The organism is uncultured Lactobacillus sp., assembly GCF_948948975.1.
Taxonomy (GTDB): Bacteria; Bacillota; Bacilli; order Lactobacillales; family Lactobacillaceae; genus Lactobacillus.
Genome location: NZ_CARBVX010000014.1, coordinates 43,659 through 55,146, shown reverse-complemented (window position 1 = coordinate 55,146; position 11,488 = coordinate 43,659). Strand labels below are relative to the sequence as shown.

General features: G+C 33.7%; 12 protein-coding genes. 10 read left to right on the top strand and 2 right to left on the bottom strand.

Annotated elements, in window-relative coordinates:
* Positions 1-406 precede the first annotated feature (406 nt).
* A complete protein-coding gene (wecB, locus tag Q9R40_RS06815; RefSeq protein WP_304676979.1) occupies positions 407-1,549 on the top strand; it encodes a non-hydrolyzing UDP-N-acetylglucosamine 2-epimerase in 1,143 nt (380 codons plus the stop codon).
* Between the two features lie 35 nt (positions 1,550-1,584).
* Here the strand turns inward: wecB and Q9R40_RS06810 are convergent, their stop codons facing one another.
* Entirely contained in the window at positions 1,585-2,094 is a 510-nt protein-coding gene (locus Q9R40_RS06810; RefSeq protein WP_300594822.1) for a GtrA family protein, read from the bottom strand.
* Positions 2,087-2,533: a flavodoxin gene (locus tag Q9R40_RS06805; RefSeq protein WP_297939363.1), complete on the bottom strand. Its 447-nt coding sequence runs from the start codon at positions 2,531-2,533 to the stop codon at positions 2,087-2,089. The genes Q9R40_RS06810 and Q9R40_RS06805 overlap by 8 nt, the downstream gene beginning before the upstream one ends.
* 184 nt (positions 2,534-2,717) lie before the next feature.
* Here Q9R40_RS06805 and map point away from each other — a divergent pair, with 184 nt between their 5' ends.
* From map to Q9R40_RS06760, 9 genes are all read left to right on the top strand, one after another.
* Positions 2,718-3,542, top strand: a complete 825-nt coding sequence (gene map / locus Q9R40_RS06800; RefSeq protein WP_297939366.1) for a type I methionyl aminopeptidase — start codon at positions 2,718-2,720, stop codon at positions 3,540-3,542.
* A gap of 18 nt (positions 3,543-3,560) precedes the next feature.
* Positions 3,561-4,484: a YihY/virulence factor BrkB family protein gene (locus tag Q9R40_RS06795; protein WP_297939370.1), complete on the top strand. Its 924-nt coding sequence runs from the start codon at positions 3,561-3,563 to the stop codon at positions 4,482-4,484.
* Between the two features lie 57 nt (positions 4,485-4,541).
* Positions 4,542-5,447, top strand: coding sequence for a UTP--glucose-1-phosphate uridylyltransferase GalU (gene galU, locus Q9R40_RS06790; RefSeq protein ID WP_304676978.1), 906 nt, complete (start codon positions 4,542-4,544; stop codon positions 5,445-5,447).
* A gap of 133 nt (positions 5,448-5,580) precedes the next feature.
* Positions 5,581-6,540 carry an ABC transporter ATP-binding protein gene (locus tag Q9R40_RS06785; protein ID WP_297939375.1) on the top strand — a complete coding sequence of 320 codons (960 nt, stop codon included), beginning with the start codon at positions 5,581-5,583 and terminating at the stop codon, positions 6,538-6,540.
* Positions 6,533-8,080 carry an ABC transporter permease/substrate-binding protein gene (locus tag Q9R40_RS06780; RefSeq protein ID WP_304676977.1) on the top strand — a complete coding sequence of 516 codons (1,548 nt, stop codon included), beginning with the start codon at positions 6,533-6,535 and terminating at the stop codon, positions 8,078-8,080. The genes Q9R40_RS06785 and Q9R40_RS06780 overlap by 8 nt, the downstream gene beginning before the upstream one ends.
* A gap of 12 nt (positions 8,081-8,092) precedes the next feature.
* Positions 8,093-8,503 carry an OsmC family protein gene (locus Q9R40_RS06775; RefSeq protein ID WP_172475628.1) on the top strand — a complete coding sequence of 137 codons (411 nt, stop codon included), beginning with the start codon at positions 8,093-8,095 and terminating at the stop codon, positions 8,501-8,503.
* Positions 8,504-8,839: 336 nt separating this feature from the next.
* Entirely contained in the window at positions 8,840-9,451 is a 612-nt protein-coding gene (locus Q9R40_RS06770; RefSeq protein WP_304676976.1) for a GTP pyrophosphokinase family protein, read from the top strand.
* Between the two features lie 4 nt (positions 9,452-9,455).
* Positions 9,456-10,121, top strand: a complete 666-nt coding sequence (locus Q9R40_RS06765; protein WP_300593864.1) for a response regulator transcription factor — start codon at positions 9,456-9,458, stop codon at positions 10,119-10,121.
* Between the two features lie 10 nt (positions 10,122-10,131).
* The gene (locus tag Q9R40_RS06760) at positions 10,132-11,406 is read left to right on the top strand and encodes a cell wall metabolism sensor histidine kinase WalK (RefSeq protein ID WP_304676975.1); all 1,275 of its coding nucleotides are present in this window, start codon (positions 10,132-10,134) and stop codon (positions 11,404-11,406) included.
* The last annotated feature ends 82 nt before the right edge of the window (positions 11,407-11,488 follow it).

Below are 11,488 nucleotides of genomic sequence, written 5' to 3'. Positions count from 1 at the left end.
TAGAACAATGGTCTCCTAAACCGTAGAGGTGAGTTCGAATCTCACCGGGGTCATACATGAAAAAAGCATTTCTTCAGTTAATGAGAAGAAATGCTTTTTTATTCATATTAAACATATTTTAATGGGTTAATAAAAATCTCTAAAACAATCCAGAGAAAAATAATTAGTAATATTGCAATAATTCCAATTAAAACATGCTTAGTTTTTTGTGGGTAAGAGTTTCCAAAGAGGAAAACTAAGCAAAAGACTATAATGGTAATTAAAATTGCAGCTAAAGATAAAAAACTAAACATAAATTGCTCACTTTCCTTATACTATATAAGTATAAAGTAGTTTAACAAATAGTACCAAAGAAAATTTAATTGGGGTATAGTATAAGATAAAAAATATAAGGTGGGGATGAGCTATGAATAAAATAAAAGTAATGACAGTTTTCGGTACTAGACCAGAAGCTATTAAAATGGCACCGTTAGTGTTGAAGTTAAAAAAAGATGATCGATTTGAAGAGGTAACAGTAGTAAGTGCTCAACACCGTGAAATGTTAGATCAAGTTTTAGATATTTTTAAAATTAAACCTGACTATGATTTTAATATCATGCATAAAAATCAAACATTAGAAGATATTACTTCAAAAGTAATGCTTGATATGGCTAAGGTAATAAAAAAAGAGCAGCCAGATATTGTTTTGGTTCATGGTGATACAACCACTAGCTTTGCAGCTGGCTTAGCAACTTTTTATGAACAAACAAAATTAGGCCATGTGGAGGCTGGCCTTAGAACCTGGAATAAGTATTCTCCGTTTCCAGAGGAGATGAACCGGCAAATGACAGATGATTTAACTGACATATATTTTGCACCAACTGAATTAAGTAAACAAAACTTAATTAAAGAAAATCATCCCGCTGATAATATCTATGTCACAGGTAATACTGCAATTGATGCTTTGGAGCAGACAGTTAAAGAAGAGTATCATCATGATGTTCTTGATGAAATTAACCCAAATAGTAAGATTATTTTAGTTACCATGCACCGCAGAGAGAACCAAGGCGAACCCATGCGACGTGTCTTTAAAGTTATGAAACAGGTAGTTGATAGTCATAAGGATGTTGAAATTATCTACCCCGTTCATCTGTCTCCACGTGTACAAAAGGTAGCTAAAGAAGTATTAAGTGACGATCCGCGAATTCACTTGATTAAACCACTAGATGTAGTTGATTTTCATAATTTAGCTAAAAAAAGCTACTTTATTATGACCGATTCAGGTGGAGTCCAAGAAGAAGCTCCTTCTCTAGGAAAACCAGTTTTAGTCTTACGTGATACAACTGAGCGTCCTGAAGGAGTGGCAGCTGGAACTTTAAAGCTTGTAGGAACCGAAGTAGATAAGGTTCGCATTGAAATGATACGTTTACTTGAGGATGAAACAGCATATACTGAAATGGCAAATGCTAAAAACCCATATGGGGATGGGAAAGCATCTGAACGGATTATGGATGCAATTGCTTATTATTTTGACAAGAAACATAATCAAAAACCAGCTGATTTTAACTAAAAAAGCTCCAGATTTTTTTCTGGAGCCTTTTTAGATCACTTTTTATTAAAGTAGTCTTTAAATTTTTTAGCGAATTTACCACTAGTATTAAGAAAAATTGATTTGGTAGTTAAATAGTTGAAAATACCTACTAAAATTTGATCGATTATTTTTACAAAAAATGCATTCCAATGAAGCCAAGAAATACCAACTAGCATAATTAAGTTATCCGGGACTAAACTAATGACTCGGTAAATAAAGAATAAACAAATTTGGTAAACTACTCCATGCTTTTTATCGACATTTTGAATGAATACACCATGTTTATTAAAAGAAAAAGAGGCTAAATTAGAAATAATAAATGCGATTGTGTTGGCATAAATCACAGGCATCTTCCAAATATTATGCAATAAAAGAAAGCAGGCAATATTGATAATGGCTGCTAGAAAACCGAAGATAACATAAACATAAAAATTTCGGTGTCTGGCAACGAGTTTACTCCCGAGTTTTCTTAACTGCTCTTGAGTAATCTTTTGTCCCTTTCTTTTATGATGACTTTTAGCCATTAAATGCCTCGACAATTTCTTCAGTAGCTTGGTCAATTAAGGCGATGTCATCATCATCGACAGCATTTTCTATCTTAACTGGCTTTGCTGCTTCAATAGCGCCACATTTAATAAATACTTTTTCAAAATCATCTACATTTTCACAATAGTGATCTTTATAGGTCTTGTCTCCTGAACCCATCACTGCAAATTTTTTGCCGGATAGGTCAAGTGTAACTAGTTGGTCATAAAAGTCTTTCAATTCATCAGTCATAACACCTTCGCCATATGTGTAGGTAACCATCACGCAAAGGTCAGCATCAAGATAAGAACTAGCATCTGCAAAACTGACATCAATATTTTCTACGTCGAAACCTGCATCTTGTAAGTTCTCTTCTAAAATTTCTGCCATATCTTCATCATTACCAGTCATGCTGGCAAAGACAATTTGTGCTTTCATGCAAAAAACTTCTTTCTATAACGTTTTCTCTTATTATACTAAAGAAGTATAGAAGTTTGTAAATCGTAAGAGAAATTATTTAAGAAAAGCTTTATAATGAATGGTTGAGACTTTCTTAATAACTACAAAATCATACCCATTTAAGGTATGCTAAGAGTATATAAATTAAAAGGGAGATTTTTTAATGATAACAATTAAATCAAAGCGCGAGTTACAAGGTATGCAAAAATCTGGTCGCGTTTTAGCAGCAATGTTTGAAGGTTTACGCGAAGTTATTAAACCTGGAATTTCCACTTGGGAAATTGAAGAATTTGCTCAAGATTTTATGAGAAAACATGGTGGACGTCTTTCAGAACAAGGTTTTGAAGGATATAAGTACGGCACTTGTATCAGTGTAAATGATGAAATTGCTCATGCGATTCCTAGAAAAGATAAGATCTTAAAAGAGGGCGACTTGGTCAGCGTTGACGTTACTTGCAATGTTGATGGCTATGAAACTGATTCATGTACTACTTATGGTGTTGGTAAAATTTCTGCCGAAGATCAAAAATTAATGGACGTTACTAAGAAAGCAATGTACATGGGAATTGATCAAGCCGTTGTTGGAAATCGTATTGGTGATATCGGTAGCGTTATTCAAAATTATGTTGAAGATGAAAATGGCTACGGTGATGTACGTGAACTTGTAGGTCATGGTATTCAACCATCTATTCACGAAGATCCAGAAGTTCCTCACTGGGGCAAAGCAGGTCATGGTTTACGTTTGCGTGAAGGAATGACTATTACAGTTGAACCAATGGTTGAAGCTGGTGGAGACTGGAGAATTGAACAAAAGACTGTATCAGATCCTAATGATGATTGGGTTTACTACGCAACTCCAGACGGTTCAAAGGCAGCTCAATTTGAACATACTTTTGCAATTACTCCAGATGGACCAAAGATTTTAACTTTACAAAAGCCATATGATGGCTACGAAAAATATCTTCCTCACTTTTTAGATGAAGATTAAAAGCAGATAGTAAAATTTATGAATTCTTTTCTCAATCAGACTAAAAGCCGTATAACAGAATTTTTTCAATTATTATCTAAATATATTAGCCAAGGCGAGATCAATCAGACTTCAATTATTATTGCGTATTATGTGCTATTAAGTATTTTTCCAATCATCATTATTATTGGAAATGTCTTACCTCTATTTAGTATTGATACAAAGCCAATTGCTCGCTATCTTGAATTAATTTTTCCATCTCAAGTTTCTAGTCTAATTATGCCAATTATTAATGCTTTATTGAAAAAGCATTCAAGTGGTTTTATTTCTCTTGGTATTGTAATTGCTATTTGGTCTTTAAGTTGTTTAGTTAATTCAATTCGCTTAGCAGCAAATAAGATTTATGGTGTTGATAAAAAAGAAAAAGGTAAGTCATGGTGGAACTATCTACTTGCCCGAACCTTTAGTTTTGCCCTTTCAGTAATTTTAGTAGTTGGCTTTTCAATAATGATTTTTGTTTTTACCTTTGGTAGACAAATCATGGAGTTTTTAGCTCCAATTTTTAATTTATCATTATGGTGGGTATATAAATTGGAAAATTATCGCTGGCCGATTATAATCTTAATGACGGTTATTATAAATTTATATATTAACTATGTCATTCCTAATATTACTGTCCAGAAACGAATTGTTTGGCCAGGAGTATGGTTTACTGTAGTAAGCTGGAGCGCCTTGTCTTATTTCTTTGGTTTATATTTAAGACAATTTGGTACGCGTTGGCAAAACTATGGAATTGTTGGTTCTTTCATAATCTTTATGTTATGGCTAAATGTTGGTTCATTCTTACTCTTATTAGGCATTTGTATTAATGCGACAGGGGATGAATTAAAAGGTAGAAAAATTGAATACAGTCGTAGCCCGATTTTGAGAATTTTTAGAAAAAATAGTAAATTGGCTAAATAAGTTTCTAGAAGTTTGGTAAAATACACTAAGGAAAGCTTATTTTGTGAGGAGAATAAAATGAAAGTAAGAAAAGCAGTTATTCCAGCAGCCGGATTAGGTACTAGATTTTTACCTGCCACTAAGGCTATGCCTAAGGAAATGGTGCCTATTGTTGATAAGCCAACAATTCAATTTATTGTAGAAGAAGCTAAAAAGTCTGGAATTGAGGATATCTTGATTGTTACTGGTAAAAACAAGCGTTCTATCGAAGATCACTTTGATGCTAATCCAGAACTAGAACAAGATTTGGAAGAAAAGGGTAAGACTGATCTTTTACACTTAACCCAATCAATTACTAACTTAGGTGTTAACCTTTACTACACTCGTCAACCACACCCAGCTGGTTTAGGGGATGCGATTTTAAGAGCTCGTAGCTTCGTTGGGGATGAACCATTTGCTGTTATGCTTGGTGACGACTTGATGGAAGATAATGTGCCACTAACTAAACAATTGATTGATCGTTATGATAAGACTCATGCATCAACTATTGCTGTTATGCCCGTACCACATGAAGAAGTTTCTAAGTATGGTGTTATTGATCCAGATAGTGAAATTGAACCTGATTTAATTAACGTTAAGGCCTTTGTTGAAAAGCCAGACGTTGAAAAGGCACCTAGTGACTACGCAATTATTGGTCGTTACTTGTTAACTCCAGAAATTTTTGATATTTTAGCACATCAAAAACCTGGTCGTGGTGGCGAAATTCAATTAACTGACGCAATTGATACTATGAACAAGACTCAACGAGTATTTGCTCATGTATTTAATGGTGAACGTCATGATGTTGGTAACAAGGAAGGTTACCTTGAAACATCAATTGAATACGGTTTATCTCACCCTCAAATTAAAGATGATTTACGTGAGTACATTATTAACATGGCTCAAAAGTTACAAAAAGAAGATAAAAACTCTAAGAAGAAATAATGAGACTTCTTTGAAACTATAAGACTGACTATTTTGTCAGTCTTATTTTTTTGCTTAAAAATATGTAATCTTTTTGCCAAGTTCTTATAAATAGTGAGAAAATATAAATAACTATTTTTATAAGGGTAAAATAATGATTGAATATAAAAATATTTCAAAAAAATACGATGGACAAGAAATTTTAAAAGATGTTTCTTTCACAGTGAAAAAAGGAGATATTTTTGTTTTAGTTGGACCAAGTGGAAGCGGGAAGACAACTTTGCTAAAGATGTTTAACCGGCTTATTGAACCAACTAAGGGACAAATTCTTCTAAATAATAAATCAATAAAAGAATATAATTTACGTAAACTAAGGGAAAAGACTGGTTATGTATTACAAACTGCTAGTTTGTTTCCAAATTTAACTGTTGGTGAAAATATTACAATTGTGTTAGAGCAAGAGGGTGTTGATCGCAAAGAACGGCGGAAAAAGCAGGAGGAACTGTTAAAATCAGTTGATTTAGATCCAAAATTATATTGTGATCGCATGCCAAGTGAATTATCAGGGGGAGAACAACAACGAGTAGGTATTATTCGAGCTTTGGCAGCTGATCCTGAGGTTGTTTTAATGGATGAACCTTTTTCTGCTCTTGATCCCGTCGTAAAAAAACAACTACAAGACTTACTTATTAATTTACATGAACAATTTAATAAGACAGTAATGTTTGTAACACATGACATGCAAGAAGCCATTCGTTTAGGAAACACAATTGGAGTTTTGCATAAGGGCGTTTTAGAGCAAGTTGGCAAACCTAGAGAAATTTTAAGACATCCTGCTACAAAATTTGTACAGCAATTTTTTGCAGGAAATCGAATTAATCAAAAGCTTGATCTTGAAACTTTATTGAAGAGCGAATTGGGCGTAGATCCACGATTCTATCCTAAAGTGGATACACTTGTTCGATATCATGTCGATAGCGTAGAGGATTTAATTAAAGATTGTTCTAACCATCCTGATACTCTGTTTGTTGCAGAGACCAGGTTTGGAGAATTTTTAATTGAGCCAAAAAGAGTTTGGAATTTCTTTTTAAAGTGGGTGGCTGGACATGATTAAATCACTATGGCAGATGTTATTAACTGAACATGAACAAATTTGGGCTACCACGCTTGTTCATATTAAGATTTCTCTGATTGCGTTGCTGATTGCAATGGCAATTGCAATTCCGCTGGCTTTTATTTTGAAAGGTCACAAAAAAGCTGCTGAATTTACACTTCAAATAGCGGGAATTATTCAAACAATTCCTAGTTTGGCAGTTTTAGGTTTACTGCTGCCATTTGTCGGAATAGGAACCGTGCCAGCAGTCATTGCATTAGTTTTATATGCAATTATGCCGATATTTCAAAATACTTATTCAGGATTAACGGAAATACCCGAAAATCTAGAAGAAGCCGCTACTGCTTTTGGGTTAACTAAATGGAAAAAATTGCAGCGACTAGAAATTCCAATGGCCATGCCGATGATAGTAGCCGGAATTCGGATCGCTCTAGTTATGATTATTGGTACAGCTACTTTAGCTGCTTTAATTGGTGGCGGAGGCTTAGGAACTTATATCTACGTTGGGATTAATTCAAACAATAATACTGAAGTCTTAATGGGAGCAATTTTATCTGCATTGCTTGCTCTAATATTTAGTGGCGTTTTAAAATTCATTTCAAAAAGTAATAAACGTCTAAAAGTAGGAAGTGCATTAATTGCCTTAGCCTTAGTAATTTGGGGTGGAAGTAGTCTGTATAACCATTATGCTAATACTTCTAAAAATGTTGCTGAACCGAAACAGACGATTACCATTGCTGGAAAAATGGGATCCGAACCGGCTATTTTGATTAATATGTATAAGGACCTAATCGAAAAGAATGATCCTAATACTAAGGTGGTTTTAAAACCTAACTTTGGTGGAACCACATTTTTATTCAAAGCTCTTCAAACGGATAAGATTGATATTTACCCTGAATTTACAGGTACAGTTTTACAAACTTTAGTCAAAACTGGTAAAAAGACCGGGAATGATCCAAATCAGGTCTATGTAGAAGCTAGAAGCGATTTAAAGAAACAATTTGATATGGAATATCTGAAGCCGATGGCTTACCAGAATGGTTATGCTTTAGCTACAACACAAAAATTTGCTAAAGACAATCACTTGACCAAGATGAGTGACTTAAATCGTGTAAATAAAAAAGTACATGCAGCCTTTGATCCGGACTTCACTTCATTAAAAGATGGTTATCCAGGTCTAAAGAAAATTTATAAATTAGATTTTGCTTCAATTAAGAGTACTGAATCGAGCATTCGCTATCATGCTATTGCTAATAATCAAGCTAATGTTGTTGATGGCTATACAACAGATGCAGAAATTAAGAAGTATAATTTAGTGATGCTAGATGATGATAAGAAATTCTTCCCACCATATCAGGGAGCTCCCTTAATGAGGGCAAAATTTGCAGAGAGAAATCCTCAAATTGTAAAGGCTTTAAATGAATTGGCCGGTAAAATTACTACTGAAGAGATGCAGCAAATGAATTATCAAGTTAATGTTAAGCATGAGAAACCTGCTAAAGTAGCTCATGATTATTTGGTAAAACATGGATTAGTTTAGAAAAGAGAAAAAATGACAAAATATACAGTAAAAAGTGAATTAACTGACACTCCTTGGCAAATTGAAAATCGAACAAAGAAAAATAAATTCATGGCTGATGAATCAGCAAGTGGTAAAAATGTTGCCCCGAATCCAGTAGAATATTTAGCTGGTGCTGTTAACTCTTGTATTTCAATTTCTGCAGGGATGATTGCAAATGTACATCATTTAGATGTAAAGAACTTTAAAGTGACAAATCAGGCAATTACTACTAAACTCGGTCATGGAAAGTCAGTTGTGAGTGAAATGTTAATTACGATTTCTTTTGAAAGTTCTATGTCTCAAGAAGAAAAACAAGACTTTTTAGCTCATACTCTACACGTTTCAACTGTTTATCAAACAGTATCACAGAGTGTGAAAACATACGTAGAATTAGAAAATTAAGTTATCAATTTGCTCTTAGTCGCATAACGACTAAGGGCATTTTTGATTTTTTTATGAATAAGGCAAGATAGAAACTAGTTAAGTTTGAGAGAGATTCAATTGAATAAAATAGTTCATATGAGTTAATTTTATTTACTATTGCACTTTATTATTGGATCTTTAATTTTATGGTTAGTTAAAAATTCTATTTTAGGAGTTATGATCTGCTTATTAATATGGAATCTTACTTTTTTAGTTTTTCTAATAAAAAGCAAAAATTCTTTAAATTAACAGTATTATAGTTATTAAAAAATCTCTCCTGCTATAATATTAGTAAATCAATAAAGAGGGATTAGTATGGATATTTATGGTGGTTATAGTCCAGTTTTAGATAGTTTACTTAACCAAATGTTGGAGTACTTTAGGAAAGAAAATCAACTTCATCAGGAAAAGACCGGCGATAGCCTATATGAACACTTGATTGGCCGAGTTAAGCGGCCAGAAAGTATGATTGAAAAATGTCAACGAAAAGAATTGCCAGTGACTCCAGAATCAGCTCTAAAAGAAAATCGAGATAGTGTAGGAATTCGTGTGGTTTGCAATTTTATTGATGACATTTATACCTGTATCGATTTAATTAAGGAATGGGACGACGTAGAAATCGTCAAGCAAAAAGATTACATTACAAATGCTAAACCAAATGGGTATCGTTCTTATCATATGATTTTAGATGTTAAAAGACCCGAAGAAGATATTGTAGGAAACACCCCGGGCCACTACTATGTTGAAGTACAACTTAGAACGATAGCGATGGATACTTGGGCTAGTTTAGAGCATGAAATGAAGTATAAGCATAAGATAAAGAATCCCGAAATGATTGGTAAAGAGTTGAAGCGAGTGGCTGATGAATTAGCTTCTTGTGATGTAAGTATGCAGACTTTGCGCCATTTAATTAGAGAGGAAGATTAACTTAATGAAAATTTTGCTTGCAGAAGATGAAGAACAACTGTCTCGTGTTTTAGTAGCAGCAATGCAGAGTGTCAATTATGAGGTCGACCCTGTTTTTAATGGTCGGGATGCAGTTGAACTTGCTAAAAAAAATTCATATGACGTTATCATATTAGATATTATGATGCCGGTCATGGATGGAATTACTGCCCTCAAAGAGATTCGCAAGAGTGGGGATAAGACTTATGTTTTAATGTTAACTGCAAAAGCAGAAGTTGATGATCGAGTAACTGGTTTAGATAGCGGAGCAGATGACTATTTAACTAAGCCATTCTCACTAAAAGAGCTGCTAGCACGTTTACGTTCAAAAGAGCGACGTGACGATCAATATACACCTAATGAGGTTGAAGTCGGAGATCTCGCTTTAAATGTTGCTGAACAAGAGTTAGTCAGTCATAATTCTATTCGTTTAGGAAGTAAAGAAACACAACTTTTGAATTACTTGATGCTTAATGAAGGAAAAGAATTTTCAACTTCAGATTTACTAGCACATGTTTGGAAAGAGGATGAGGAAGCTAGTGAGGATGTAGTCTGGATTTATATTTCTTACTTAAGACAAAAGTTGCAGTCGATTCAAAGCTCAGTTCAGATTGTCGGTGAAAAAGGTGGTAGTTTTTCCTTAATTAGGTAGGTGAGCTAAAATGATCCAAAACTTTCGGTGGAAATTTATTGGAATGTCGATTACGGCCTTGTTTATAGTACTCATAATTACCTTAGGTGCTTTATTAGGAGTTAGCTATACGCAAAGTCATAATGAAGTGGATCGAGTTTTAACAGCCTTGGTGAACAATCAAGGACAATTAACCCCGCGGAATGTTAAGCCAGTCTTTGGTAATCAAAAAGATCCAATTAATAAGAATTTTTTGGCAGGTGAATATAATCCAGAGGCAGTTTTTCAATATCGTTATTTCACTGTTGCCGAGACTCCGCAGAGTAATCCACGGATAGTCAATGATGATAATGTTTATGATGTTGGACCATCTGAAATTCTTAGTACAAGTAAGAGAATTTTTAAGGATAAGACAACAGATGGAGTAGTGACAATTGGGAATAATCAGTATGCTTACCGTGTTGGAAAAAATCAGACTGGTCGTAAGTTTATTGTTTATTTAAATGAATCGCTGATTTATCATCGTTTTTCTCTCCTAGTTAGGGTATCGATTGTTTTAGGAATTGGGGCTTTGATTGTTTTTGCCTTGGTATTAATTTTGGTTTCTAAAAAGGCGATCGGTCCAATTATTACAACATATCATAAACAACGTGAGTTTATTACCAATGCTGGCCATGAATTAAAAACTCCTTTGGCAATTATTTCTGCTAATACCGAAATGGAAGAAATGCTAGGTAATAATTCGGAATGGAATAAAAGTACCAAAGAACAAGTTGACCGACTAACAAGGTTAATTAATCGCTTAATTGCACTAGCTCGGACTGGCGAAACCGGTGAAGTAGTCCTAAATAAAGTGAATTTTTCTAAAATTGTTAAAAAGAATGTCAATAGCTTTAAGTCCGTAATGCAAAAAAATCATCTTAAATATAGCGGAATGATTATGCCAGATCTATATGTTAAAGCAGAGACAAATGTTTTAAGTGAATTAATTAATATCTTACTAGATAATGCACGTAAATATTGTGATAAAGATGGAAAAGTGCTCGTAACTTTAACTAAAGGGAAGTTAGGAACAAATGCTATCTTAAAGGTTGCTAATACTTATAAGGATGGAAAAGGAAAAGATTATTCGCATTTCTTTGAGCGATTCTATCGTGAAGATGAATCACATAATTCAAAGCAATCAGGATTTGGAATTGGATTAGCAATGGCACAAGAGATTGTTCACACATTTCATGGGAAAATTCATGTTAGTCATAAAGATGATATGATTATCTTTACAGTAATTTTTAAATTAGCAAAATAAGAAAAAGCAGTTAGTTTTCGTTTTTTGAAGACTAGCTGCTTTTTTGTAGTTTTTAATTTAGGAGTGGTAAATATGCAGATAA

Excerpts from the sequence above, each read along its gene's own strand:
- Q9R40_RS06795 (WP_297939370.1), top strand. The coding sequence starts at position 3,561 with ATGAATTCTTTTCTCAATCAGACTAAAAGCCGTATAACAGAATTTTTT.
- Q9R40_RS06780 (WP_304676977.1), top strand. The coding sequence starts at position 6,533 with ATGATTAAATCACTATGGCAGATGTTATTAACTGAACATGAACAAATT.
- Q9R40_RS06770 (WP_304676976.1), top strand. The coding sequence starts at position 8,840 with ATGGATATTTATGGTGGTTATAGTCCAGTTTTAGATAGTTTACTTAAC.
- Q9R40_RS06805 (WP_297939363.1), bottom strand. The coding sequence starts at position 2,533 with ATGAAAGCACAAATTGTCTTTGCCAGCATGACTGGTAATGATGAAGAT.
- Q9R40_RS06765 (WP_300593864.1), top strand. The coding sequence starts at position 9,456 with ATGAAAATTTTGCTTGCAGAAGATGAAGAACAACTGTCTCGTGTTTTA.
- map (WP_297939366.1), top strand. The coding sequence starts at position 2,718 with ATGATAACAATTAAATCAAAGCGCGAGTTACAAGGTATGCAAAAATCT.
- Q9R40_RS06785 (WP_297939375.1), top strand. The coding sequence starts at position 5,581 with ATGATTGAATATAAAAATATTTCAAAAAAATACGATGGACAAGAAATT.
- galU (WP_304676978.1), top strand. The coding sequence starts at position 4,542 with ATGAAAGTAAGAAAAGCAGTTATTCCAGCAGCCGGATTAGGTACTAGA.
- Q9R40_RS06810 (WP_300594822.1), bottom strand. The coding sequence starts at position 2,094 with ATGGCTAAAAGTCATCATAAAAGAAAGGGACAAAAGATTACTCAAGAG.
- Q9R40_RS06760 (WP_304676975.1), top strand. The coding sequence starts at position 10,132 with ATGATCCAAAACTTTCGGTGGAAATTTATTGGAATGTCGATTACGGCC.
- Q9R40_RS06775 (WP_172475628.1), top strand. The coding sequence starts at position 8,093 with ATGACAAAATATACAGTAAAAAGTGAATTAACTGACACTCCTTGGCAA.
- wecB (WP_304676979.1), top strand. The coding sequence starts at position 407 with ATGAATAAAATAAAAGTAATGACAGTTTTCGGTACTAGACCAGAAGCT.